Below are 25,788 nucleotides of genomic sequence, written 5' to 3' on the forward strand. Positions count from 1 at the left end.
ATTATTAAAAAATTAAAAATGGAAATACAACATAATATATTAAAACTCTTAGTGCTGTTTTGCTTCTTCTCTTTTGTTGTAGAAGAAGCAAAAGCACAACAAGATCCGCAGTATACGCAGTACATGTACAATACTATGAGTGTAAATGCAGCTTATGCTGGCACGGGTGGAGATTTTACAGCCACGGGCTTGTATCGTACCCAATGGGTAGGTGTCGATGGAGCTCCAAAAACCATAACATTTGGTTTGGAAACTCAGGCCGGAGAACGTGTTGGTTTAGGTCTAAATATTATTCAAGATGAATTGGGCCCATCTAACGAAGTTTATTTGGACGGGAATTTTTCATACACCATTCCTGTTGGCTTAGAGACTAATTTATCATTTGGTATTAAAGCCGGTGTTAGATTTTTAGATGTTGATTTTTCTAAAGGAACGGCCGAACAAATGAACGATCCTAATTTAGAGAATATAGATTCTAAGTTTTTACCTTCTATAGGTGGTGGAATTTTTTATCATCATGATACCAAATGGTATTTAGGGCTTTCGGTTCCCAATATTATTAGCTCACAGCATTATGATGAGTTTATTCAAAGTGTCGCAGAAGAGCGCTTGCATGTCTTTTTAATAGGTGGATATGTGTTCGACTTAAGTGAGAATTTAAAGTTTAAACCAGCTTTTTTAGGAAAAGGTGTTTCCGGTGCCCCAATATCGGTAGATCTTTCTGCTAACTTTTTGTTTAATGAAAAGCTAACTTTAGGTTTAGCCTATAGATGGAATGGTTCTGTTAGTGGTTTGGCTGGTTTTCAAATATCTCCCGAATTATTTGTTGGGTATGCTTATGATTATGCAACAACTCCAATAAATGAGTACACAAGCGGATCGCACGAAATTATGTTAAGATTCAATATCTTAAGACAAGGAAAAATTAAATCTCCAAGATTCTTCTAAAAATTATATTATGAACAAAATTAAGATACTATTAATTATAGGTTTTTGCTTTGCTTTTTCTGGTATGTCTGGTCAAAGTAAAATTGTAGCAGAGCGCTATTTTAATGAATTCGCCTATGTTAAATCTGCCCAATTATATGGAGACATAGTTAAAAAAGGTGACTCTTCACAAGTTACCCTGCAACGCTTAGCAGATTCTTATTATAACAACGCAGATGTAACGGAAGCACAATTTTGGTATGCGTTACTTTTCGATAAATATAAAGTACAGTTAGATAGCGAATATTATTATAAATACGGATTAACGCTAAATGCTTTAGGCGAAAAGGAGTTAGCTAAAGAGATGTTTTCTCAGTATGCACTTTTAGAGAAAGATGATGTTAGAGCAAAACAGGTGTTATTAGGTTTGGTAGAAGATGAAAACAATATAACCTATAATAATATAACGAACTTAGATATAAATACAAGCTATTCAGATTTTAATGGCTTTGTAAAAGATAGTTCGCTTTTTGTTTTTTCAACACAACCATTTTCTGGAAAAAGTAAAAAAATATATAAGTGGAACCGTCAGCCTTTTTTAAATGTTTACAAAGGTAATATTGGAGAAGATACACAGCTAAGTGAGTTGGATTATCTAAAAGGAGATGTAAATACAAAGTATCACGAGGCGACTTTAGTAATTAGTAAAGATGGAAAAACTATGTTTTTTACTAGAGATAATTATCACGGTAAAAAATTAAGAAAAGCAAAGGATAAGACTACAAATTTAAAATTATACAGGGCCGATTTAGAAGATGGAGAATGGGTTAACGAAAGAGAATTACCTTTTAATAGTGATGAGTATTCAGTTGGGCATCCTACTTTAAGTTTAGATGAAAAAGAACTTTACTTTGTGTCTGATATGCCAGGAGCAATAGGAGGGACCGATCTTTTTAAAGTAATCTTAGATATCGATAAAAATCAATATGGAATTCCAAAAAACTTAGGCTCAGAAATTAATACAGAGGGTATGGAAATGTTCCCTTTTATAAGTGAAGATAATACCTTGTATTTTTCTTCTAACGGGCGTTTTGGTTTTGGACTTTTAGATATTTATAAAACAGGTTTAAATAATAAAGAAGAAAACAAAGTTTATAATTTAGGGGAGTCTATTAATAGTAATATGGATGATTTTGCCTTTACATTGAAAGATGAGAATTCTGGTTATTTCTCATCGAATAGAACAACCGGTAAGGGAGATGATGATGTTTATAGCTTTGGTTCTACATCGCCATGTTTACAAAGTGTTGTTGGTGTTGTAACCGACAGTTTAAGTAATTCAATTTTGCCGGAAGCAACAGTTAAATTAATTGATGCAAGTGGTAAAGTTTTGAAAGAAGTACTTAGTGATGTTGGCGGAAATTATACGTTTGCCAAAGTTGCTTGCGATAGTGAGTATACTATTATAGGATCTAAATTAGATTATGTTTCAGATCAAGAAACTGTTGTAACCAATTCTGAAAGAGGGAAGGTAAATCAGGCAGATTTAGTATTGAAAGCATTAATTGTTGGAAATGAAATTGTGATTAACCCAATTTTCTTCGACTTTGATAAATACATCGTTAGAGACGATGCAGAGTATGAATTGGAGAAGATTGTTACAGTAATGAATAATCATTCTGATATGATTATTAAAATTGAATCGCACACCGATAGTCGCGGTTCTAAATCTTACAACAGGTCGTTGTCTGATAAAAGAGCTAAGTTTACACAATACTATTTATACACTAGAGGTATTGCAAAAGCACGTATAGAGAGTGCTATTGGTTACGGTGAAGATCAATTATTAAATAACTGTGATGATGCTAATACAAATAACTGTACTGAAGAAGAGCATCAGCGTAACCGTAGATCTAAGTTTATTATTGTAAGTGGAGGAACCAATGTTAAGGCGGTAGACCCAAGTGTGGCACCATTGCATAAAGTAGATAAAAAACCTGGTAAGAATTAATTCTAACACCAAATTTGACTATAAAAAAACGAGCTGTTTTCCTTTTGAAGATAGCTCGTTTTTTATGTTGTTTATATATTAAATTAAAAAATTGGTAAGTGAAATCTTGGGTAAAACACATTATGTAAGTAAATTACGATATTAGTTGGTTTTTTCTTTCGGTAATTAAAAAAAAACATTTAACTTTTATCCTTGTATAAATTAACGTGCATTTTATGGCTATTAGTTTTTCAAGACATAAACTATTTGAGAACATTTTTAATTATGCCATGGGCGGTTTAGCCATAGTTGGTATGCGCGGTGAGTGGATTAAAGTTAATGATAGTATCGTGAAATATTTGGGGTATTCAAAGGAAGAACTCTACACAAAAACCTTTCAAGATATTACCCATAAAGAGGATCTTAATAAAGATTTAGGTGCTATGCGCGCTTTACTTCGTGGCGATATTTCTAATTATACTATTGAGAAGCGCTATTTTCATAAAAACGGATCTATTGTTTGGGTAAGGCTTTCGGTGTCATTAGTAAGAGATGATAAGGATGAACCCGAGTATTTTATTTCTGAAATACATGATATCTCTCAACAAAAATCGGATCAAGAGGAGCTGAAAATTTTACTAGACTTAAGTAAAGAGCAAAATAATAGGTTATCAAATTTTGCAGATATTGTTACACATAATTTAAGAACACACACTTCTAATTTAGATACATTAGTTGGTTTTATATTAGCCGAAGAAGGGACTGTTAATGCTTGTAAAAGCGAGAATTTTGAGTATTTAAAAAAATCTATAAAAAACTTAAATGATACGGTATCTCACTTAAGTGAAGTGGCTAAAATAAAATCAATGAATAAAGAGGAGATTAAATCTTTAAACCTTCATGAATATTGTAATAAGGCCATATACAATGTTAGTGGTTTAGCTAAAAATATAAAATGTAAAATTGAGAATAATGTAGATCCTCAACATTCAGTTTTAGCTATACCAGCTTTTTTAGATAGTATTATTTTAAATTTTTTAACCAATGCTCTAAAATATAGTGCTAAAGATAGAGTTGCAGAGGTGTTTTTATGCAGTGAAATAAATGAGGATTTTATTGTAATCACTTTTAAAGATAATGGTTTAGGGATTGATATGAAGACGCATGGAGATCAACTTTTTAAAATGTATAAAACATTTCATAAACATAAAGATGCGCGGGGTGTTGGATTATTTATTACCAAAAACCATATTGAATCACTTGGAGGTAAAATTGATGTGAAAAGTGAATTAGGAAAAGGTACAGAGTTCTCTGTATCCCTTAAGAAAGCCGTTTAAAGGGTTTCTCTCAGCTTAAAAGATGATATTAAGATTGATGTAGTATAAAAAAAAAGCGAGCCATTTGGCTCGCTTTTTTAGTTTATGATCTTAATGGTTGATTTGTAATTAAATCTACATATAGATTTACTTTATCTTTTAAATCTTTTCTTAGAGTAATAAAATCTAAGAAACCATGTTCTAGTAAAAATTCCGAAGTTTGAAAACCTTCTGGTAATTCTTTTCCAGTAGTATCTCTCACAATTCTAGGTCCTGCAAAACCAATTAACGCACCAGGCTCGGCTATGTTGATATCACCTAGCATAGCAAAAGATGCTGTTGTGCCTCCCGTAGTTGGGTCTGTACATAAAGATATGTATGGTAAACCGGCATCGGCTAATTGTGCAAGCTTAACAGATGTTTTAGCTAATTGCATTAATGATAATGCAGCTTCCATCATTCTAGCTCCTCCAGATTTAGAAATAACCATTAATGGTAATTTGTTTTTTAATGCGTAATCTGCAGCACGTGCAATTTTCTCTCCTACAACACTACCCATAGAACCTCCAATAAAAGCAAAATCCATACAAGCTATTACTAAATCTTTTCCTTTAGATTTACCAACAGCACAACGTACGGCATCTTTAAGTTTTGTTTTTTCTTGAGCGGCTTTTAAGCGGTCTGGATATTTTTTAGTATCCTCGAATTTTAATGGATCTTTAGAGTCTAGGTTTTTATCTAGTTCTTTAAATTTATTATCATCAAAAAGGATTTCAAAATATTCTTTACTTCCTATTCTAACGTGATATCCATCTTCTGGACTTACGTAAAAGTTTTTTTCTAATTCTTCGGCATCTACAATTTTACCTGTTGGAGATTTGTACCACAGTCCTTTTGGAGTGTCTTTTTTCTCTTCCGTAGTTGTAGTAATACCTTTTGTTTTTCTTTTAAACCAAGACATAGTAATGTGTGTTTTAAAGTTTAAAGCTTTAATATTAAGCCGTTAACTGCGTTAAGGATTGATGCGGCATCCTATTTGTTTTTATTTGAAATGCAAAGCAATTTTAAGTAAAAATAAAAAGATACAGCGGAAAGCCTGGCGGCAAAATTAAACCTTTTTTTAATTTTGTGGTAACGCCCAAGTGATTTTATTGACTTTTATCCTTTAATTTTTTGATTTAGAGTATAATATACAAAAAAAGGCTCCGCTATATGCAGAGCCTTAATATATGTTGTAAAACATTCTATAATTATAGAGTGTTTACGTTGTTTAAATCTTCAAAAGCTTTCTTTAAACGAGCTACAAAGGTTTTTTCACCTTCACGTAACCAAACTCTTGGATCGTAAAATTTCTTGTTTGGAGAATCGGCCCCGTCAGGATTACCGATTTGAGCTTTTAAATATTCAGATTTTCCACCCATATAATCACGGATACCTTCCATGAATGCATATTGTAAATCTGTATCAATATTCATTTTAATTACACCGTAGCTAATACCTTCTCTAATTTCTTCTACTGTAGATCCAGATCCACCATGGAATACAAAATCGATATGGTTTTCTTCAACACCATATTTTTTTGTAATAAACTCTTGAGAATTTTTTAAGATTTTCGGAGTTAATTTAACGTTACCTGGCTTGTAAACACCGTGTACATTTCCAAATGCTGCTGCAATTGTAAATTGAGGACTTACTTTACTTAATTCTTCGTAAGCGTAAGCTACTTCTTCTGGTTGTGTGTATAATTTAGAGTCGTCTACATCAGAGTTGTCTACGCCATCTTCTTCACCACCTGTAATACCTAATTCAATTTCTAAAGTCATGCCCATTTTAGACATTCTTTCTAAGTATGTTTTACAGATTTCGATGTTTTCTTCGATTGGCTCTTCAGAAAGGTCAATCATGTGAGAACTGAATAAAGATTTTCCAGTTTCTTTGAAGTGCACTTCACTAGCGTCTAATAAACCGTCGATCCAAGGTAATAATTTCTTAGCACAGTGATCGGTATGTAAAATTACTGGAACACCATAAGCTTCTGCTAAAGTATGTACATGTTTTGCACCTGCAACAGCACCTGCAATAGCTGCTTTTTGACCGTCGTTGCTTAAACCTTTACCTGCGTTAAATTGCGCACCACCATTAGAAAATTGAATAATTACTGGAGCATTTAATTCTGCTGCAGTTTCTAAAACACCATTAATAGTGTCCGATCCAATAACGTTTACTGCTGGTAAAGCATAACCGTTTGCTTTTGCATGGTTAAAAATTGCTTGTACTTCTAGGCCTGTAGCTACACCTGGTTTTATATTGTGTCCCATTTTAATTTATTTATTATTAATTACTAAGTTACCAAAAGTAATCAATTTTTAAATAAAAAACTGAGATTTACACCGCTGAAAGTGCTAAAATAATACTAAAACGTTATAGTGAAAACGTGAAGAAAAAGATGTTTAGAACGGGTAGTTTATACCTATATTATATACGGCATTGGTGAAATTATATTCGTTAAACCAACGGTTTTGTGTTTCGTTGGCAGGGTTGTAAGTTTTGAAACCAACATCGAACCTGAAAACAAAAAAGCTAAAGTCGTAACGTAAACCTAGACCAGAACCGATGGCAATATCTTTTAGGGAACTAAAATTATCAAAAGTGGCTCCTTCTGTTTCTACATCGTCAAATACGTTCCAAATATTACCAGCATCAACAAAAAATGCACCGTTTAGATTTCCGAATAAATTAAAACGATGTTCAAGATTTAAACCAAGTTTAAGGTTGGCTTCGTTAAATTCGTTTGTGGTTTGCGAGCTTCCTGGTCCTAAGCTATATGCTGTCCAAGCTCGGTTATCATTTGGTCCTCCGGCAAAGAAACTTTTAGAAAAAGGTATACTTGTCGAGTTTCCGTAAGGTACAGCAATACCTAAAAAACTATGCATAGCCAATACGTTTTTATTTCCTAAACTCCAGTGTCTAGTATAATCGAATTCTGTTTTTATATATTGAGAAAAGGCCACGTCTAAAAGCTCGTACCTGTCTTGCGAATCTTTTTGAAGCCCTATTAAATCAGCCGTACTTGCTAATATATTTCCTGCTAATTCTACTTTAAATTTAAAGATTGAAAAATTTTCGTCAAAAATATTAGTTCTACCATCTTTTGTAAAACTGAAACTAGATGATAGTATTAAGTTGTTTTCTGTTAAACGCGTTTTACGCTCGTCTATAGCTTGTATGGTAGATACTTGGTCTGTAGATAATTCTGTAGGTGTTGTGTCTGCTAGAGCATAGGCTATAAACTCATCGGCTTGGTTGTTTGGGTTATCAGAATTAGGAATGTTTAATTCTTCATCTGGGCCAACATAACCCACCTCCTGTGCAATATTGTTTAGGGTTGTAAACGATGTGGTATAAACTCTAAAGTAATTTTTTATGTTTAGGTTATTAATATATTGAATATTAAAAATATCTAATCGGTTAGTAACTTTTTTATTTGGTTGCCAATTAAAATTGAAAGCACCGCTAAAAGTTTCTTTGTCTAAACCAATATTGGTTTGGCTTGTAGACGATAAACTAATATTTGTACTAGGCGACATATATTTTGGAATAATACGCTCGGTATAAAATGGAGAAAATAACCTAGGTATGGTTAGTTTTAAATCGAGACCATATTCGTTAATATCAAAAAATGGATCGTCTATATTGTTTTTGTCTTTGGAAGAACCAATAGAGGCAATACCAGATATTTGGAAGGTTTCTGCACCTCTAAATATATTTCTTATCTGTAAACTTGGGTTTAATGAAAATCCGAAATTCTGAATATTACTTTGAGACACATCTGCACTAAAGCCAAAATTAAATTTCTTTAAAGGAGTTAAGCGTATAGTATCTGTTAAGGTATTATCTTCATGCTCGTAATACTCAATGTTAGGGTATTTAAAGGTACGTAGCTCGTTAAGGTGTCTGTAGGTTCTGGTTCTATCTAAATCTTTGAAAATAGTACCTGCATTCGTGAACATGGCATCGGTAAGTGCACGTGGTCTATATTTTATTTTATCGTAAGCATAAATATTATAACCATTGTATTTTATAGAATCTAGAAATGGTTTACCTCTGTTTTCAAAAGAATAATCGGTGATAATATTTACATCTCTAATGGTGTATATTTTAAAAGGAACACGCGTTATAGAATCTTGGTTTCGAATAGCACGATTTAAAATATTAATACCAACATTCATTTTTTTATTAGTACCAATGGTGTCAATATCCATGGTAATGTAGTCTTGAGAGAAATGGTAAACTCCCGAGTTTCTAATTATGGTAGCCAAGCGTTCGCGCTCTTGCTCAAAATTAACGGTTTTATATTGTTCGTTACTCTTTATTAACGCATCCTTTTTTATCTTTTGATAGATGGTGTCGATAATTGGCGATTTTATATTCTCGGTAATGGTATCTATTAAAAAAGGTTTTCCTGTTTCAACTTTATATGCAACCTTAGCGCGTTTATCGTCGGTTTTGGTAATCTCGTAATCGGTTTTTACATCTAGCCAACCGTTATTAATATAATAGCTGTTTAATCGAGTTACAGATTTTTGTGTTTTTAATTCATTAACAAGTACAGGTGCCTCTCCGGTTTTTTTAAGCCATGCATTAAAATCTCTTTTAGATTCAAGAAATTTATCCAATTGTTTTTTAGAAAGAAAATTTTCTAAACGCTCTTTCTTCTTTGGGCGTCTATTTAAATTTGCATTTATAATAGAATCTATATTCGGGCGAGCTAAATTATAAATATGTAAACGCAGCGGTACACCTAAAAACGGAATTTTAGTATTTGGTTTTTGATAAAGTAAATTGTTTAAGGTTTCGTTACTTTCTTTCTCGCCATTAACAAGAATAGTGTTTTCTGAAAGTACGTGCTCATCATCAGAAACACGCTTTAAGCTATTACATGCAGTAATACATATAAAGCCGCCTAGTAAAATTAATATGGTTTTGAATTGAAGTTTCAAATGTACTAGTCCTTAAATTTTGGTTAAATCTGTTTACAGTATGTCTCAACTGAAAAATTAATTAAAATATGCGTTACGCGTTCAAAAATACATTTTTTTCAACTGAAAAATTAATGTCTAGGCTATTGTTACTAATATTTTCTTTTTCTTTATCAAAAAATTAGAAAAAGGCATGCTTAGTAAAAGCCAGATAAAATTAATAACGAGTTTAAAGCAAAAAAAATATAGACAAGACCTTGGTTTTTTTGTTGTTGAAGGTGTTAAAACAATAAAAGAATTATTGGCGTCTAATTTAGAGCTTCATGCATTATATACGACGGAATCGTTCAATATTGATGCCAAAGATGAAGTTTTAATTTCTGAAACCGATTTAAAGCGTATTAGTTTCTTGAAAACGCCTAATACAGCGTTAGCAGTCTTTAAAATTCCTGAACAAACACCTGTTGAAACCAAAGGACTTATAGTGGCTTTAGATGATGTTCGCGACCCGGGAAACTTAGGAACTATTATTAGACTTTGCGACTGGTTTGGTATAAAACAATTGGTGTGTAGTAAAGCTACCGTAGATTGTTTTAACCCAAAAGTGATACAAGCTACTATGGGCTCAATTACGAGGGTGAATATTAGTTATGTAGATTTAGAAACCTTTTTAAAAGATACTGATCTGCCTGTTTTTGGTGCTTTTATGGATGGTGAAAATGTTTATAAAAAACAATTACCACAACATGGTGTTTTAGTGATGGGGAATGAGGCTAATGGTGTATCGAAAGCCGTAGAAGCTTTAATTACTGAAAAAATCAGTATCCCAAGATTTGGCGATTTACAAGCTACAGAGAGTTTGAATGTGGCTACAGCAACTTCAATTTTGATAAGTGAGTTTAGACGTGGTTAGTTTTTAGCAAATCGTTAAAACATTTTGTTTGCTTTTTTTTTAACTCGTAACTTTCTAAATTCAGTCAGAATTTTTTCTTTTTCTATTTTGGTTAAACCAAAATCCGGTAATCTTTCAGGTATTGGAATTTCGTCGTCAATCAATAAAACGTTTTGCGCAATATATTCGCGAATGTTTACATTCATTACACAACGTGATTGATTGTCTATAATGTAGGTTGTGTCATTAATTGCTCTTAATATTAATTCAGTTTTTTGTGCAAACTCTTTTTTTCTTAAAAGACCTTCGTAAGCGATTGCTTTTACTATTCCGTTTGGATATTCCGTCAGTTTAAGAAGTTCGGATTCCGTTGCGTTTTTCCTTACCCACCTACTTGTAGTACCATTTAATTCGGAAACTTTTATAGAATCTTTTATTTTATTTCTTATGCCATCTAAACTATAATTATTATTCGTTTCAGAGGTTGTAAATATAGAGGCAGTAATTCCAATTCCGAATATTGTCAGAATTGGGAATATAATCAAAAACCGATTTTGTTTCCTGTTATCTTTGGGTTTTGTCATATTGTTGCCAGCAATAGAAATACTCAATCCGTATTCCTACTGAAACGTGAAGTTGATAAAAACACCACGACTTTTCATGCTATTAATATTACTAGTCCATGGGCTGTTTGGATCTTCATCTCTAACCAACTCGTCGTTTAAGCCAAATACACCTCGAATGGATGGTGTGAATTTAAAGTTGTACAAATAGAAATCGATACCAAAACCTAATTCGTAGAATAAAGAGTTTTTAATAGTACGGAATTGTCCGTTTTTATTATCGTTTGGGTTGTCTTGGTTACTCGAAAGGTTTAATGCAGTAGAGAATCCGCCAACAACAAAAGGTTTAAAGTTGTTAATACGTTTGGTAGAAACTTTAAGTAATAACGGAATGTGAATATAAGTCGATTTTACTTCGCGAGTTAAATCGCTAGTTCGAGGCTCTGCATCTACAAAATAAGTTGGGCTGTAATTTAATTCTCTAGTAGTAATTAGTAAACCTGGCTCTATACGGATGTCTAAAAACTTGTTAATTCTTAAGTTTCCTATTAAACCAACATTAAAACCGGTAGTGCTTTTTACATAAACATCTTGTAAATCTTGATTGTAATCAAAGTTGAAATCGTAATTGTTAAAACCTAGAAAATAACCCCAACGCAATAGTTTGTATTCCGTAGAACCACGTCCTTGGTTGGCATCGTAGGTTATCTTTTCTTTTTTGAAAAGCTGTGCACTCGATGTTTGGATTACAAATAAAAATGCTAATAATGCAAAAACCTGCTTCATATTATTACTTACTCGATTTATAAATTGTGGCCACACCTAAAGTTTGTGGCAAATCTTCAACATCTATAAACCCGATTTTACGTAAAATATTGTTCAAAGCTTCTCCATAAGGAAAAACAGATGCCGATTCGCATAAATATTTATACGCACTTCTATCTTTAGAAAACATTTTTCCGATAAGTGGTAAAATGTTTTTAGTGTAAAAATTATAACCTTGTTTGTAAGGCGTTTTGTCTGGCATAGAGGTTTCTAAAATAACAAAAGTACCGTTAGGTTTTAGCACTCTATAGATTTCTTTTAAACCATTTTCAAGCGATTCAAAATTACGAACACCAAAGGCTACCGTTATGGCATCAAAGCTATTGTCTTCAAAAGGCATGCTTTCACTATCACCCAAAATCATTTCAATTTTAGAGTCTAAAGCCTTTTTTGTTACTTTTGTTTTTCCAATTTCTAGCATGCCGCTACTAATATCAAAACCAACAATTCTGCTAGCATTTGTTTCTGCTAAGTTAATAGCTAAATCTCCAGTACCTGTAGCAACATCTAAAATACTATCAGGATTAGCATTCTTTACTATTTTAACAACTTTTTTGCGCCATTTAATATCAATTCCAAAAGAAATTACACGGTTTAAGCCGTCGTAATCTCCAGAAATGGTATCAAACATTTGGGTAACTTGTTCTTTTTTACCTAAATCGCTGTCTTTGTATGGTTTAATTTTCGACAAATCTTTATTTTTTTGGCAAACCTACATAATTTATTTCTACTTTATAATGTGTGCTTAAAAGTGAAAAGCAGGTTATACTGTTTTACAGTGTCAAATTTATTAAATTTATAGGTATTAATAAGCTACATTTAGTTTTATAATGCAGATTTTAAATAGGTTCGTATTCTGTTATAAAGTTTCATTTTAAATAACTAATATTAATTTTGCACTATCTTTGCAGCACTTTATCATGAAGAATTACAAATGAAAATAATTATAGCAGGAGCTGGCGAAGTTGGATTTCATCTAGCAAAACTCCTATCATACGAGTCTCAAGAAATCACTTTAATAGATACCCAAAAAGACAGTTTAGCTTACGCAGATACGCATTTGGATATTAGAGTTATTAAGGGAGATGCCACTTCTATTGCTATTTTAAAAGAAGCTAGGGTAGAGGCAAGCGATTTACTAATTGCGGTTACAGCAAGCGAAACCACCAATATTACGGTTTGTGTATTGGCGAAACAATTAGGCTCGAAACGTACCATCGCTAGAATTTCAAATACAGAATTTATACGTCATAAAGATGAGGTTGGGTTTACCAAATTTGGTATTGATGAATTAATTTCTCCCGAAGCTTTAGCAGCTTCCGAAATTGAATTATCACTTAAACAATCGTCATTTAATGATACTTACGAGTTTGAAAATGGGGCATTAACCATGATTGGTTTAACCCTAAGAAGCTCGGCATCTTTTGTTGGTAAAACAGTAAAAGAAGCTGCTAGAATATTTCCTGAGCTTCACTTTGTGCCTATTGCTATACAGCGTTTTGGAACGCAATTTACTATTATTCCGCGTGGAGATACCAAATTTAAACGTGGCGATCATGTAGTTTTTATAACTTCTAAAGGAGGAAACGAAGAGTTATGTAGACTCACCGGAAAACCGAATAGAGTTATTAAAAATGTAATGATTTTAGGCGGAAGTCAAATCGGTTTTAAAACGGCCAGATCGCTTTCTGATAAAGGGTTTAATGTAAAACTTTTAGAAGAAGATAAGGAACGAGCTTTCGATATTGCTGACGAGTTACCAAAGGTTTTAGTGCTGCATAGTGATGGTCGAAAAGTAGATTTGCTCGAAGAAGAAAATATTGGAGACATGGATGCGTTTATTGCGGTTGGGAAAAATTCCGAAACCAATATCATGACTTGTTTAGTGGCTAAATCTAAAGGTGTTAAAAAAACGGTAGCGCTAGTCGAGAATATGGATTATTTTGAATTATCGCACTCCATAGGTATCGAAACTTTAATTAATAAAAAATTACTAGCGGCAAATAATATTTTTAGATACATCAGAAAAGGTGAAGTGGTTGCCATGACGAAGCTTAGTAACATGAATGCAGAGCTTCTAGAGTTTGAGGTAAAACCTACATCGGCCATTTGTAATAAAGTGATTAAAAATGTGGACTTTCCACGCTCTGCCATTATTGGCGGTGTTATTCGTGACGGATTGGGAGTTATTGCTTTGGGAGATTTTAAAATACAAGCAGGAGACCGCGTAGTAGTTTGTAGTTTATTACAATCTATAAAAGGTGTCGAAAAATTATTTCGCTAAAATGTATAAAACCTATTAAGTTGGGTTTTATATAATCAACAATATATTTCCAAATGAAATTAAATTACAAAATCATTTTTCATTTCTTAGGTCTGTTGCTTTTGTTTAACGGTGGCTTTATGTTACTGTCGGCATTAGTGAGTTTACTATATAAAGATGGTGTTACTTTCGAGCTCTTTTTAGCCGGTATTGCTACAGTAATTATTGGTGTGGTTTCTATGGTTTTAACCAGAAATCATAATAAGGAAATGAACAAACGCGAAGGTTATATTGTGGTAACTTTTGGCTGGGTTATGATGTCGCTTTGTGGTGCTTTACCTTATGTGTTTACTGGAGCTATCCCTAGTTTTACTGATGCGTTTTTCGAAACCATGTCTGGCTATACAACAACCGGAGCATCTATTTTAAATGATATTGAAGCTGTACCAAAAGGCGTGTTGTTTTGGCGAAGTTTAACGCACTGGATTGGTGGTATGGGTATTATTGTACTCGCCATTGCTATTTTGCCATTGCTTGGTATTGGTGGTATGCAACTTTTTGCAGCCGAAGCTCCTGGGCCAAGTGCCGATAAATTACATCCAAGAATTACAGATACAGCAAAGCGTTTGTGGCTTATTTACTTTGGGTATACGGCCGCTGAAACTTTACTGCTAAACTTAGCAGGAATGTCGTTTTTTGATGCTATTAACCATGCCATGTGTACGCTTTCTACAGGTGGGTTTTCAACTAAAAATGCTAGTGTAGCTTATTGGAATGATCAGCCTATAATACAATACATCATAATTCTGTTTATGTTTTTAGCAGGTGTGAATTTTGTACTGAGTTACTTTGCTTTTAAAGGAAAAGTTCAAAAAATTATAGCCGATGAAGAGTTTAAACTTTATAGTAAATTCATAATCATATTCACAGCCATAGCAGCTCTAATTATTTATTTTCAAGCCGATGCTTCCATATCTACAATAGACCACCCAATGGTTTGGGGAAAGGCCGAAAGTTCTTTTAGACATGCACTTTTTCAAGTGCTTTCAGTAATAACAACAACAGGGTTTGTGTCAGCAGATTATACGCTGTGGTCACCATTTTTAGTGGTTTTCTTTTTCGGACTTATGTTTCTTGGTGGGTCAGCCGGAAGTACATCTGGTGGAGTTAAAGTTGTGCGCCATTTAATATTAATAAAAAATGGGTTTTTAGAGTTTAAGCGCACCTTGCATCCTAATGCTATCTTACCGGTTCGTTACAATAAACGTGCGGTTTCTGGAGATATCGTATTTAATGTTTTAGGCTTCTTTATTCTCTATATGCTGTCTTTCATTATTGGAGCTCTAGTGTTTTCTATGTTCGGAATTCAGTTTGATGCAGCAATTGGTTTGGCGGCATCTAGTCTCGGGAATGTAGGGCCTGCATTAGGCGATTTTGGACCTGTAAATAACTATTCAGCTTTACCGCCATTAGCAAAATGGTGGTCGGCATTTTTAATGCTTATTGGGCGTTTAGAACTGTTTACAGTGCTAATTTTATTTACACCATTTTTCTGGAGAAATAGATAGGTTTAATTTTCTGAGTTGTGTTTGTAATACTGTAAATCAACATTAATAATGGTTTTTTTATCTTCGGAAGAATGATTTTATAGCTTTCATATGAAGGCTGAAATGAAGTTCTATTCTTAATAAATTGATTGAATTTGTAGCTTATTTTTTTATGAAATGTTTCAATAAAAAAATCAAACAATTTTCCGAAGCAACGTTTCAGCAATTCATCTCAAAAAAGTATCTTTGAAACATTCAAAATCAGCACATGAACGTACATTTTATAGCCATTGGCGGCTCGGCCATGCACAATTTAGCCTTAGCGCTTCATAATAAAGGATATCAAGTAACAGGCAGCGATGATACTATTTTCGAACCTTCAAAATCTAGATTAGACGCTAAAGGTTTATTGCCGAAAACATTTGGTTGGTTTCCTGAGAAAATATCCGAACAGTTAGATGCTATTGTATTAGGGATGCACGCTAAAGCCGATAATCCAGAGTTGCTAAAAGCACAAATGTTAGGCTTAAAAATTTATAGTTATCCAGAGTTTTTGTATGAACAGTCTAAGCATAAAACTCGCGTAGTTATTGGTGGAAGCCATGGCAAAACCACAATTACATCTATGATTTTACACGTAATGCATTATCATGATCGTGATGTAGATTATATGGTTGGCGCACAATTGGAAGGTTTTGATGTGATGGTGAAACTTACGGAAGACAATGATTTTATAGTTTTAGAGGGCGATGAGTATTTAAGTTCGCCAATAGATAGACGACCAAAATTTCATTTATATAAACCTAATATCGCATTGTTAAGCGGTATTGCTTGGGACCATATTAATGTGTTTCCTACCTATGAGAACTATGTGGAGCAATTCAGCATATTTGTAGATTCTATTGTTAATGGAGGAAGTATTAATTATAATGAAGAAGATCTTGAAGTAAAACGTGTGGTAGAAGCAAGCAATAATACCATTAGAAAAATAGCTTACCAAACACCAGAATATACAGTAGAAAATGGGGAGACTTTTTTAGAAACACCAGAAGGTCCATTGCCAATTGAAGTTTTTGGTAAACACAATCTTAATAATTTGGCTGGAGCAAAATGGATATGCCAACACATGGGTATTGATGAAGATGATTTTTACGAGGCCATTGCTACTTTTAAAGGAGCGAGTAAACGTCTAGAAAAAATAGCAGAAAGCAAAAACAGTGTGGCTTTTAAAGATTTTGCACATTCGCCAAGTAAAGTAGAGGCTACTACAAATGCTGTAAAAGAGCAATATGCTAACCGTACAGTGGTTGCTTGTTTAGAGTTGCATACTTACAGTAGTTTAAATGCTGAGTTTTTAAAGGAATATAAAGGCGCTCTTGATGCCGCCGATGTTGCTGTAGTGTTTTACTCACCGCATGCCGTAGAAATTAAAAAACTAGCAGCAGTAACGCACGAACAAATAGCTACCGCTTTTGAACGCGACGATTTAATTATTTATACAAACCCAGACGATTTTAAAAACTTTTTATTCAAACAAAGTTTAGAGAATAAAGCTTTGTTGTTAATGAGTTCTGGTAATTATGGAGGCTTAGATTTTGAAGAGGTAAAAGCCTTAATAAAGTAAGTTGTAATTACAATATAGATTTTAATACAAAGAAAAACACTGCCTATTTTATTAATAAATAGGCAGTGTTTTTTATATATAGTAATTCTACATTATTGATTTTAGTAAAGCATCATTGAAGGGTGTAAATCTCCTAAGGATAGGTATGGTTTTTGGTTTTTAAGAAAATCTCGATTAAATAATCATTTTTGTAATTTTTAAGTATTTCGACAAATAATTGTGTTGAAAAAGTTTCGTATTAAAAAAAATCGCTTTAATTTAATGCCTATCTTTTCTCAAAACAAGAAAGGCTTTTGTTTTTTTTATACACGAGCTATAATATTTTATATGAAGGTTAATCAAATTTCTTTAAACCAAAAAAAATGGAATCAAGGCATGGCTTCAATAGCTATTGAGCCTAATTTAATTATGCTTTTTGTTTCGCCAGATTTCGAAATTATAGATGAGGTTTTATCGGCAATATATTTAAAATATCCTGATGCTTTAGTATTTGGTTGCTCTACAGCTGGAGAAATTTCAAATGTTACTGTTACAGATAAATCTATTTCATTAACAGCTATTCAGTTCGATAAAACAAGCCTTAAATTAGTATCTGTAAAATTAGATTCAGAAGTTGATAGCAGCAAAGCAGGAGAACGTATAGGTAACATGTTGTATAAAGATGATTTAAAACATGTAATGGTTTTAAGCGATGGCTTAAATATTAATGGCGCCGATTTAGTTTCGGGTTTAAAATCTGCTTTACCATATATTAGTGTTACTGGTGGTTTAGCGGCAGATGGCGAAGATTTTGAAAAAACCTTTGTAATTAAAAATAACCAAGTTCTAGAAAAAACAGTTTTAGGCTTAGGTTTTTATGGCGATAATTTAAATGTTAATTATAGCTCTAAAGGTGGTTGGGATGGATTTGGTATTGAGCGTTTAGTTACAAAATCTAAAAAAAACATATTATACGAACTCGATGGGAAACCAGTATTAAAACTATATAAAGATTTATTAGGAAAAGATGCTGAAAAGTTACCAAGCTCAGGGCTTTTGTTTCCTGTAAGTATTAGAATAAGTAAAAAGGCCAAAGCTGTGGTGCGTGGGCTTTCGGGCATAAATGAAGCAGATCAGAGTTTGATTTTTGGAGCTAATATTCCGGAGGGAAGTTATTTGCGCTTGATGAAAGGTAATGTTGATAAACTGATTACAGGAGCAGAAGAATCTGCTATTTCGGTTAGTCAGGGTTTAAAAGAAACAATAGAATTAGTGGTTTTAATTAGTTGTGTTGGGCGCCGTTTGGTTTTAAAACAGTTAGCAGAAGAAGAAATTGATGCCGTTCGCAACGTCATTGGAGATACTTCAAAAATAACAGGGTTTTATTCTTATGGAGAAATAGCACCTTTAAACGAGTCTTTATGTGAGTTACATCATCAAACAATGACTATTACAACACTTTCAGAATGTTGAAAAACGACTATCATAGATTATTAAAAAGACAGCTTTTAAAAGCCGGTTTAAGTGAAACAGATAGCCCTGAGCTAGCTAGTTTTATAAAAACGGTAAACGAAGCCTACAGTAGTTTTGATAAAGATGTTTATCATTTAGAAAATGTTCTTGAGTTAAGTTCTAAGGAGCTTTTTGCTTTAAACGAAGAGTTAACAAAAGATCATAATAAAACAAAATCGAAATTAGAACATATAGTTAGCCATATTGGCGATATTATTTTTGAAACCGATCTCGAAGGGAATTTTACCTATCTAAATCGGGCTTGGGAAAAATACATGGGGTGTTCTGTAAAAAAGACTTTAGGTCGGAATTATAAAGAGTTTATTCCGAAGAAAAATGTAGAGGAAAACAAAAAACGCTACAATTTTTTTAATAAGAAGAAAACCGTATTTGTATTTAAGTTAATAAAGAATGATAAGGTAATGTGGTTCGAGTTGAAAGCTCAACTTTTTAAAAATACAGATAATGAAGCCTATGGTTTTATTGGTACGATAACCGATATTACTAACTTTAAAGAAATAGAATTAGCCCTGCATAAGGCAAGTGTTTCTAAAGATGAATTTCTATCTACCATGTCTCACGAAATTAGAACCCCATTAAATGCCGTTACAGGATTGTCTAATATTCTGCTCATGGAAGATTATTTGCCAGAACAGGTAGATACATTGAAGGCTTTAAAATATTCCAGTGAGCATTTACTAGGGTTAATAAACGATTTGTTAGATTTTAATAAAATTAAATCGGGTAAGGTTGATGTTATTGAAAAGGAATTTAGTTTGGTTTCTTTTTTAGATCATATAAGAGATCAATTTTCTATGCAGGCCGTTAAGAAAGATGTTCGATTTAAATTAGTTGAAGAAAACGACTTGCCTGAAGATATCATTGGAGATAAACTTGTGCTGAGCCAAATAATACAAAATTTATTAAGCAACTCGTTTAAATTTACCGAAAAAGGATGTATTACACTTAGCGTGAGAAATCAAGGAGTGCTTAATGATAAAGTAACACTTGGATTTAAAGTAATCGATACGGGTATAGGCATAACGGAAAGTAGACAAGAAACTATTTTCGAAAGCTTTGTACAAGCAAGCTCGGAAACAGCAATAAAATATGGAGGCACTGGTTTAGGGCTTTCAATTTGTAGAAGGTTGCTAAGGTTTAAAAATAGCGATTTAGAAGTTAGCAGTAAATTAGGTGAAGGCTCTACGTTTTTTTTCAATATAGATTTCAAAATAAATCCTGCTAAACACGTATTAACTAGTAAAACATCAAATTTAAAATCAACCTACAAACCATTAGATGTTAATGTTCTAGTTGCAGAGGATAATAAAATGAATGTTCTTATTTTAAAGAAATTTTTTGCTAATTGGGATGTTACTTACACTGTTGTTGAAAATGGTGCTGAGGTTTTAAAAGAGTTTGAAAAAGAAACTTGTGAATTCGATTTGGTTTTAATGGATTTACAAATGCCTATTGTTAATGGTTATGAAGCCACAAAAGGTATTAGAAAGTTAGCCGATCCAAAAAAAGCAAATATTCCTATTGTAGCTCTTACAGCATTGGCACAAACCGATGTAAAAGAAAAAACAGAATTACATAAAATGAATGGTTTTATGGGAAAGCCCTTTGAACCGAATAAATTATATGCTCTTTTAGAAGTGTATAGTCATTCGTAATTTATCTTTAATCGTTTGATTATCATTGTTTTTTTGAAATTCCAAAAAGAAAATATTAAAAAAAATATGTAGATTTATCGAATGGCGGATAAACAAGGAGCATTTTCTATTAAAAATTGGAGTCAGGACGATCAACCTCGTGAGAAATTATTATACAAAGGTAAAGCCGCTTTAAGCGATGCTGAACTTGTTGCTATTTTAATTGGTTCTGGTAATCGCGAAGAAAGTGCTGTTGCTTTATGTAAACGAATTTTATCGAGTACAGATAATAATTTAAGTGCTTTAGGTAAAATGTCTATCAAACAACTTACTGCGTTTAAAGGTATAGGCGAGGCTAAAGCTATAAGTATTATTGCTGCTTTAGAATTAGGCCGGCGCCGTCGTGGAGAAGAAGCACTTCAGAAAAAGAAAATAACTTCAAGTAAATCGGTATTCGAACTTATGCAACCTATAATTGGTGAGCTCGAACACGAAGAGTTTTGGATTATATATTTAAATAACTCTAATAAAGTAATTCATAAAAATCAATTAAGTAAAGGCGGCATTACAGGAACTTTAGTAGATGTTAGGTTAGTGCTTAAAAATGCATTAGAAGTTGGTGCGCTTGGGCTTATTCTGGCGCACAACCACCCGTCTGGAACGTTAAAACCCAGTGAAGCCGATAAAAACATCACCCAAAAATTAAAAACGGCAGCACAAAGTTTAGATATAAAAGTACTAGATCACCTAATTATTACTGAAAAAGCATACTTTAGTTTTGCAGACGAAAACGTGTTGTAAGGTTTCATGTTTAAAACACTATGAAACACCAAAAATTAGAACCGATTTTTAAATATTTAGGATTCAAAAAAAGTTATGTTATTAGTATATACTCATAAAATATCACCAAGATTAAATTATGTTTTTAAACATATTTGTACGCGTGTATTAGGCATAGATGTTACATTTACTACAAAGGTTGAGAAGTTTATTGCCCACGATAGTATTAAAATGTCGTATACTAAACAGGCGTTAGGAAATGAGTTTTTTGTAAAAAGTAACGATTTGCTATTCGAGCAAGGTTTAAATGATATTGAAATTAATATTATGGATTGGGGCCATAGCAAATGCTTTTTTTTCAACGGAGATAAAAGCGCTATTCCTTTTGATATTTTTGCAGCATCTTTTTATTTATTGTCGAGATATGAGGAGTACTTGCCTCATGTAAAAGATGAGTTTGGTAGGTTTACGGCATCAGAAAGTATTGCTTATAAGCATAAATTTTTACATCAGCCAGTCGTAGATATTTGGGCTTATAAATTTAAAGAAGCTTTACATAAGCAATTTCCCGATTTTGAGTTTCCAACAAAGACTTACAGTATAAAACCTATTATAGATGTACCAAATCCGTACCGTTACAAATTAAGCGGTATTATGCGCACCATTGGTGGTACATTAAAAGATGTTTTTAGATTTAAATTTAAAAGTCTCTATACACGGTTTATGGTACTCATGCATTTTAGTCACGACCCTTATGATACATTCAAGTATGTTATCAATAAGCAAAAACAATCTAAATTTAGATTCAGTTTTTTCTTTTTATTAGGGGAGTATTCTACTTACGATAAAGGAGCGAATGTGAATAATAAATCGTTTATATCACTTATAAAGCATGTTGGAGATTATAGTAATGTGGGCTTAAAAATATCTTATTTCGCTATTGATGATGCTGATGTTTTAAAGAAAGAAAAAACAAAAATTGAAGACATTATCAATAAACCATTGAGAGCTTCTCGTCAATCGTTTTCAAAATTAAATTTACCAGAAACTTACCGGAATTTAATAGAGTTAAACATAAAGGAAGATTATACCATGGGGTATGTAAACGAAATTGGTTTTAGAGCTGGTTCGTGTACACCATTTTTATTTTACGATTTAGATTACGAAATACAAACACCACTTAAAATTTGTCCGTATCATGTTATGGACTTCGCTTTATTAAAGCATAAATCACTATTAGATAAAAAGCGTGTTTTAAACAATATTATAAATGAAGTAAAACAAGTTAACGGTCAGTTTGTCTCCGTTTTTCATAACTATACATTAAGTTATAGCGATAGATGGTCAGGCTTTAAAGACTTGTTTAATATTATCTTAGAATCAGGAAATAATGAAGATTAAAAATATAACCGATGTCTTTTTCGATTTAGACCATACACTTTGGGATTTTGATAAAAACTCGGCATTAACGTTCGAAAAAATATTCGAAATAAATAAAATAGAAGTTGAAATAAATAAATTCTTAGATATATACCTTCCTATAAATTTAAATTATTGGAAGCTGTATAGAGAAGATAAAGTATCTAAAGAAACCTTGCGTTTTGGCAGATTGAATGATGCTTTTTTAGCCTTAGAAGTTGAGGTTAATCGTGAGGTGATAGATAAGTTATCCGATGATTATATTGAACACCTTTCTAGCTTTAATCATTTGTTTGATAACACTTTCGAAATTCTTGATTATTTAAATGAAAACTACAGTTTACATATTATAACTAATGGTTTTGATGAAGTTCAGCATAAAAAAATGGCAAAATCGAATATTTTGCATTATTTTAATACCGTTACAAATTCGGAAATGGTTGGAGTTAAAAAGCCAAACCCAAAAATTTTTAATTACGCCTTAGATTTAGCCAATACAAAACCTGAAACGAGTATTATGATTGGTGATAGCTTTGAAGCTGATATTCTTGGGGCAAAAAACATAGGTATGGATGTTATTTTCTTTGATATTAATAATATAACTTTAGATGATGATACAAAACAGGTAGACAACCTATTGAGCTTAAGGCATTATTTATAAGAGCACTACATACTAAGTAGTGTTTTAAATTCGTTTGTAAACTGATATGATAAAAAGTATAAAATTTAAAATAAGTTTACTACTCTGTATTGGGTTTATGGTAATGTCTTGTACGGAAGCTATAGATTTCGATCAGGCAGACGATATTATATTAACTCCTGCTTTGGAAGCCAGTCTTGTTTATTTTGATGAACCTGCAAGTCGTTTTGTTGATAATGGTAGCACAATTTTAAGTATTCAAGATTTTATTTCTGTTGCTTTTTTTAACGATGAATTTGTTGTCGATAATGTTGAAAAAGCTGAGTTTGTTTTCGAAACTCAAAATACAATCAATAGAACTTTTGAGCTGCAAGTAGATTTTTTAGATCAAGCCGGTAATTTACAACACAGCCTAACTGTAAGAGAAGATGCAGCTCCTGATAATACTGATACAGTAACAACCTATACAGAAGTTTTTGAGGGGAATTCACTTTCCGCATTAAAACGTACAGTAACTATAGTTTTTACAATGCGTCTTTTACCTGGCGCTCCTCTAGATGAGGATACGGTAGGTAGAATTCAATACAAATCGTATGCTGTATTTTACATCAATTTAAATAAATAGAGGTATGCGGAAACTATTTTTGGTGTTTACATTACAATTGTGTTTGTTCTCGTTTTCTCAAAACAAGCAATTGCTTTATGGGTTTTCTGAGATTCCGCAATCATTAATGCAAAACCCTGGTGGTAAAATAAAAAACGATTGGTATGTAGGTATTCCGTTGTTATCACATTTTCATGTTAATGTTGGTATTTCAGGAAGTACAGTTTACGATGTTTTTGCAGATAATGATGTCGATTTTAATGTTAAGCTTAGAAATGCTGTAAACAGTATGGAACCCACCGATTTTTATGGTTTTAATCAACAATTAGAAATTTTTTCTGGAGGTTTCGCTTTCGGTAGTAGTTTTAATAAAAATAAATACATCAGTTTTGGAATGTATCAAGAATTAGATTTTTTACTTTTTTTTCCAAAAGATTTCGCTGTTTTAGCTCTCGAAGGAAATCAAAGTAATATTAATCGATTTTTTGATGCTAGTGACTTAAGTTTGTTCGCAGATGTGGTTTCAGTGCTTCATATTGGATACAATAAAAAGGTTGATGATAAATTTACATTTGGTGTTAGAGGAAAAATTTACTCGAGTATAGCGAATGTAAGTTCAACTAAAAACAAAGGAAGCTTTGTAACTGTTCCTGGAGAAAATAATGTTTACAATCATATTTTTGATTTAGATTTGGCACTTCAAACTTCTGGGATTGCTAGTTTAATTGATGATGAAAATTCAGATGTATCGAACGATGTAGATGTCTTAAAAAAACGTGTTCTGTTTGGAGGTAATCTTGGCTTAGGAGTCGATTTTGGTTTTACTTATCAATTAACCGATCAATGGAGTTTCGACGCTAGTTTGCTAGATGTAGGTTTTATTAGCCATACAAAAGATGTGGAAAATTATGCTATTAATGGTCAGTATACATACAACGGCGTAAATCCGCTTTTTTCTCCTGCTGATGACGGACAAACTGCTGATGATTATTGGAGTGAGATTGAAGAAGATTTTGAAGATATTTTTACCGTAGATACTACCGCTACAAAATATACCAAATGGAGACCTGTAAAGTTTAACGCGTCGCTTAATTATGCCTTTGGAAAAAAACAAAGTCAATATTGTAATTGTGCTGTAGACGATAGCGACTACTTAAACGCAGTTGGGTTACAGTTATATGGTATTAGTAGGCCAAAACGACCTCAAATGGCGTTAACGGCTTATTATTACCGGCATGTGTTTAACGGCTTGCGTTTAAAAGCGGCATATACCATAGATTCATATTCCTTTAATAACTTAGGACTTGGTATGTCGGCTCATATTTGGGGTGCTAACTTTTATGTTATGGCTGATAATTTATTGCAATATAAAAATGTATATGATGCGCAAAGTGTATCTTTACAATTAGGATTTAATTATATATTTAATAAGAAATGAAAACTAGATTTTTAACAACAATTTTTGCTTGTTTATTTATAACAAGTGCATTCTCTCAAACTGAATTAAACAAATATAAATACGTTATCGTTTCTAAAAAGTTCGATTTTTTAAAATCGGCTAATCAATATCAATTGAATGATTTGTCTAAATTTTTACTGAATAAATATGGGTTTATTGCCTTAATTGAAGGGGAATCATACCCAGAAGATTTATCGAGAAATAGATGCTTAGCTCTAGATGCCGATGTTTTAAAAGAGCCAGGCATGTTTAAAACAAAGTTGAAAGTAGAACTTACAGATTGTAATGATAGATTAATTTACACGTCTGGAATTGGCGAGAGTCGTGAAAAAGAATATCAAAAATCTTACGTGGAAGCTACGCGTGCTGCTTTTGCTTCTTTTGAGAATTTAGGATATAAGTACGAACCTAAGGCTGGCAGTGTAGTAGCTTCGGCTCCAGAGGTTACAGCAACATCAAATGCATCGAGTGAAATAGATAAATTAAAGGAAGAAATTAAATCGCTTAAAGAAGAAAAGGCTGTTGAGGTTGTAGAAGAGCGTATTGCTCCTGTAAATAATCCAGTAACTATAACGGAATCGGTTAATACAGGTGTATTATATGCGCAAGCTATTAAAAACGGGTTTCAATTAGTAGATAGTTCTCCAAAAGTGCTTTATCGTATGCATAATACGCAATTAAGCGATGTGTTTTTAGTTGAAAACAAATCGGCTATCATTTTCAAGAAAGATAATAAATGGTTTATTGAGCACCATGAAAATGGTGCATTAAAACTAGAAGTTTTAAATATTAAGTTTTAAAAAATCTGGTATAT

21 protein-coding genes are annotated in these 25,788 nt (G+C 32.5%); 15 read left to right on the top strand and 6 right to left on the bottom strand.

Features of this window, described 5'->3' with window-relative positions:
• Positions 1–18 precede the first annotated feature (18 nt).
• The 3 genes from DFQ06_RS17270 to DFQ06_RS17280 all read left to right on the top strand — a co-directional run bounded on the left by DFQ06_RS17270 (position 19) and on the right by DFQ06_RS17280 (position 4,254).
• The gene (locus DFQ06_RS17270) at positions 19–948 is read left to right on the top strand and encodes a PorP/SprF family type IX secretion system membrane protein (protein WP_133969117.1); all 930 of its coding nucleotides are present in this window, start codon (positions 19–21) and stop codon (positions 946–948) included.
• Positions 949–958: 10 nt separating this feature from the next.
• Positions 959–2,938, top strand: coding sequence for an OmpA family protein (locus tag DFQ06_RS17275; protein ID WP_133969119.1), 1,980 nt, complete (start codon positions 959–961; stop codon positions 2,936–2,938).
• 215 nt (positions 2,939–3,153) lie between these two features.
• Complete coding sequence (locus tag DFQ06_RS17280) at positions 3,154–4,254, top strand: sensor histidine kinase (protein ID WP_042505266.1); 1,101 nt, start codon at positions 3,154–3,156, stop codon at positions 4,252–4,254.
• Positions 4,255–4,336: 82 nt separating this feature from the next.
• Here DFQ06_RS17280 and accD read toward each other — a convergent pair whose 3' ends face one another.
• The 3 genes from accD to tamL all read right to left on the bottom strand — a co-directional run bounded on the left by accD (position 4,337) and on the right by tamL (position 9,233).
• A complete protein-coding gene (gene accD, locus DFQ06_RS17285; RefSeq protein WP_042505265.1) occupies positions 4,337–5,194 on the bottom strand; it encodes an acetyl-CoA carboxylase, carboxyltransferase subunit beta in 858 nt (285 codons plus the stop codon).
• Positions 5,195–5,483: 289 nt separating this feature from the next.
• A complete protein-coding gene (fbaA, locus tag DFQ06_RS17290; protein WP_074938935.1) occupies positions 5,484–6,551 on the bottom strand; it encodes a class II fructose-bisphosphate aldolase in 1,068 nt (355 codons plus the stop codon).
• A 132-nt stretch (positions 6,552–6,683) separates the two neighbouring features.
• Entirely contained in the window at positions 6,684–9,233 is a 2,550-nt protein-coding gene (gene tamL / locus DFQ06_RS17295) for a translocation and assembly module lipoprotein TamL (protein WP_042499049.1), read from the bottom strand.
• Between the two features lie 172 nt (positions 9,234–9,405).
• Between tamL and DFQ06_RS17300 the strand changes: the two genes are divergently transcribed.
• On the top strand, positions 9,406–10,125 hold the full coding sequence (locus DFQ06_RS17300; RefSeq protein WP_133969121.1) for a TrmH family RNA methyltransferase: 720 nt from the start codon (positions 9,406–9,408) through the stop codon (positions 10,123–10,125).
• 14 nt (positions 10,126–10,139) lie between these two features.
• Here the strand turns inward: DFQ06_RS17300 and DFQ06_RS17305 are convergent, their stop codons facing one another.
• The 3 genes from DFQ06_RS17305 to ubiE are packed head-to-tail and all read right to left on the bottom strand — an operon-like array spanning position 10,140 to position 12,183.
• Complete coding sequence (locus DFQ06_RS17305; RefSeq protein WP_133969123.1) at positions 10,140–10,688, bottom strand: hypothetical protein; 549 nt, start codon at positions 10,686–10,688, stop codon at positions 10,140–10,142.
• A 36-nt stretch (positions 10,689–10,724) separates the two neighbouring features.
• Positions 10,725–11,453 carry a type IX secretion/gliding motility protein PorT/SprT gene (porT, locus tag DFQ06_RS17310; RefSeq protein WP_074938942.1) on the bottom strand — a complete coding sequence of 243 codons (729 nt, stop codon included), beginning with the start codon at positions 11,451–11,453 and terminating at the stop codon, positions 10,725–10,727.
• 4 nt (positions 11,454–11,457) lie between these two features.
• On the bottom strand, positions 11,458–12,183 hold the full coding sequence (ubiE, locus tag DFQ06_RS17315) for a bifunctional demethylmenaquinone methyltransferase/2-methoxy-6-polyprenyl-1,4-benzoquinol methylase UbiE (RefSeq protein WP_133969125.1): 726 nt from the start codon (positions 12,181–12,183) through the stop codon (positions 11,458–11,460).
• 243 nt (positions 12,184–12,426) lie between these two features.
• Between ubiE and trkA the strand changes: the two genes are divergently transcribed.
• The 11 genes from trkA to DFQ06_RS17370 all read left to right on the top strand — a co-directional run bounded on the left by trkA (position 12,427) and on the right by DFQ06_RS17370 (position 25,774).
• Complete coding sequence (gene trkA, locus DFQ06_RS17320) at positions 12,427–13,776, top strand: Trk system potassium transporter TrkA (RefSeq protein WP_133969127.1); 1,350 nt, start codon at positions 12,427–12,429, stop codon at positions 13,774–13,776.
• 53 nt (positions 13,777–13,829) lie between these two features.
• Positions 13,830–15,323, top strand: coding sequence for a TrkH family potassium uptake protein (locus DFQ06_RS17325; RefSeq protein WP_042499056.1), 1,494 nt, complete (start codon positions 13,830–13,832; stop codon positions 15,321–15,323).
• A 247-nt stretch (positions 15,324–15,570) separates the two neighbouring features.
• A complete protein-coding gene (locus DFQ06_RS17330) occupies positions 15,571–16,926 on the top strand; it encodes a UDP-N-acetylmuramate--L-alanine ligase (protein WP_074938946.1) in 1,356 nt (451 codons plus the stop codon).
• Between the two features lie 327 nt (positions 16,927–17,253).
• Positions 17,254–18,378, top strand: coding sequence for an FIST signal transduction protein (locus DFQ06_RS17335; protein WP_159140104.1), 1,125 nt, complete (start codon positions 17,254–17,256; stop codon positions 18,376–18,378).
• Positions 18,372–20,093, top strand: a complete 1,722-nt coding sequence (locus DFQ06_RS17340) for an ATP-binding protein (protein WP_133969131.1) — start codon at positions 18,372–18,374, stop codon at positions 20,091–20,093. The genes DFQ06_RS17335 and DFQ06_RS17340 overlap by 7 nt, the downstream gene beginning before the upstream one ends.
• Before the next feature lie 81 nt (positions 20,094–20,174).
• Positions 20,175–20,873 carry a RadC family protein gene (radC, locus tag DFQ06_RS17345; RefSeq protein WP_042505255.1) on the top strand — a complete coding sequence of 233 codons (699 nt, stop codon included), beginning with the start codon at positions 20,175–20,177 and terminating at the stop codon, positions 20,871–20,873.
• Positions 20,874–20,948: 75 nt separating this feature from the next.
• Positions 20,949–22,253: a polysaccharide deacetylase family protein gene (locus DFQ06_RS17350; protein ID WP_133969133.1), complete on the top strand. Its 1,305-nt coding sequence runs from the start codon at positions 20,949–20,951 to the stop codon at positions 22,251–22,253.
• A complete protein-coding gene (locus DFQ06_RS17355; protein WP_042505252.1) occupies positions 22,243–22,932 on the top strand; it encodes a YjjG family noncanonical pyrimidine nucleotidase in 690 nt (229 codons plus the stop codon). The genes DFQ06_RS17350 and DFQ06_RS17355 overlap by 11 nt, the downstream gene beginning before the upstream one ends.
• A 46-nt stretch (positions 22,933–22,978) precedes the next feature.
• Complete coding sequence (locus DFQ06_RS17360; protein ID WP_133969135.1) at positions 22,979–23,536, top strand: hypothetical protein; 558 nt, start codon at positions 22,979–22,981, stop codon at positions 23,534–23,536.
• A gap of 4 nt (positions 23,537–23,540) precedes the next feature.
• Entirely contained in the window at positions 23,541–24,953 is a 1,413-nt protein-coding gene (locus tag DFQ06_RS17365) for a DUF5723 family protein (protein WP_133969137.1), read from the top strand.
• Entirely contained in the window at positions 24,950–25,774 is an 825-nt protein-coding gene (locus tag DFQ06_RS17370) for a hypothetical protein (RefSeq protein WP_133969139.1), read from the top strand. Before DFQ06_RS17365 ends, DFQ06_RS17370 begins: the two co-directional genes overlap by 4 nt.
• Positions 25,775–25,788 lie beyond the last annotated feature (14 nt).

Origin of the sequence: Algibacter lectus (assembly GCF_004368925.1) — a bacterium.
GTDB lineage: Bacteria > Bacteroidota > Bacteroidia > Flavobacteriales > Flavobacteriaceae > Algibacter > Algibacter lectus.

What these genes read in the sequence shown, in the direction of transcription:
- DFQ06_RS17270 (WP_133969117.1), top strand. Translation starts at nt 19, where the DNA reads ATGGAAATACAACATAATATATTAAAACTCTTAGTGCTGTTTTGCTTC.
- DFQ06_RS17275 (WP_133969119.1), top strand. Translation starts at nt 959, where the DNA reads ATGAACAAAATTAAGATACTATTAATTATAGGTTTTTGCTTTGCTTTT.
- DFQ06_RS17280 (WP_042505266.1), top strand. Translation starts at nt 3,154, where the DNA reads ATGGCTATTAGTTTTTCAAGACATAAACTATTTGAGAACATTTTTAAT.
- accD (WP_042505265.1), bottom strand. Translation starts at nt 5,194, where the DNA reads ATGTCTTGGTTTAAAAGAAAAACAAAAGGTATTACTACAACTACGGAA.
- fbaA (WP_074938935.1), bottom strand. Translation starts at nt 6,551, where the DNA reads ATGGGACACAATATAAAACCAGGTGTAGCTACAGGCCTAGAAGTACAA.
- DFQ06_RS17300 (WP_133969121.1), top strand. Translation starts at nt 9,406, where the DNA reads ATGCTTAGTAAAAGCCAGATAAAATTAATAACGAGTTTAAAGCAAAAA.
- DFQ06_RS17305 (WP_133969123.1), bottom strand. Translation starts at nt 10,688, where the DNA reads ATGACAAAACCCAAAGATAACAGGAAACAAAATCGGTTTTTGATTATA.
- porT (WP_074938942.1), bottom strand. Translation starts at nt 11,453, where the DNA reads ATGAAGCAGGTTTTTGCATTATTAGCATTTTTATTTGTAATCCAAACA.
- trkA (WP_133969127.1), top strand. Translation starts at nt 12,427, where the DNA reads ATGAAAATAATTATAGCAGGAGCTGGCGAAGTTGGATTTCATCTAGCA.
- DFQ06_RS17325 (WP_042499056.1), top strand. Translation starts at nt 13,830, where the DNA reads ATGAAATTAAATTACAAAATCATTTTTCATTTCTTAGGTCTGTTGCTT.
- DFQ06_RS17330 (WP_074938946.1), top strand. Translation starts at nt 15,571, where the DNA reads ATGAACGTACATTTTATAGCCATTGGCGGCTCGGCCATGCACAATTTA.
- DFQ06_RS17335 (WP_159140104.1), top strand. Translation starts at nt 17,254, where the DNA reads ATGAAGGTTAATCAAATTTCTTTAAACCAAAAAAAATGGAATCAAGGC.
- DFQ06_RS17340 (WP_133969131.1), top strand. Translation starts at nt 18,372, where the DNA reads ATGTTGAAAAACGACTATCATAGATTATTAAAAAGACAGCTTTTAAAA.
- radC (WP_042505255.1), top strand. Translation starts at nt 20,175, where the DNA reads ATGGCGGATAAACAAGGAGCATTTTCTATTAAAAATTGGAGTCAGGAC.
- DFQ06_RS17350 (WP_133969133.1), top strand. Translation starts at nt 20,949, where the DNA reads ATGTTATTAGTATATACTCATAAAATATCACCAAGATTAAATTATGTT.
- DFQ06_RS17355 (WP_042505252.1), top strand. Translation starts at nt 22,243, where the DNA reads ATGAAGATTAAAAATATAACCGATGTCTTTTTCGATTTAGACCATACA.
- DFQ06_RS17360 (WP_133969135.1), top strand. Translation starts at nt 22,979, where the DNA reads ATGATAAAAAGTATAAAATTTAAAATAAGTTTACTACTCTGTATTGGG.
- DFQ06_RS17365 (WP_133969137.1), top strand. Translation starts at nt 23,541, where the DNA reads ATGCGGAAACTATTTTTGGTGTTTACATTACAATTGTGTTTGTTCTCG.
- DFQ06_RS17370 (WP_133969139.1), top strand. Translation starts at nt 24,950, where the DNA reads ATGAAAACTAGATTTTTAACAACAATTTTTGCTTGTTTATTTATAACA.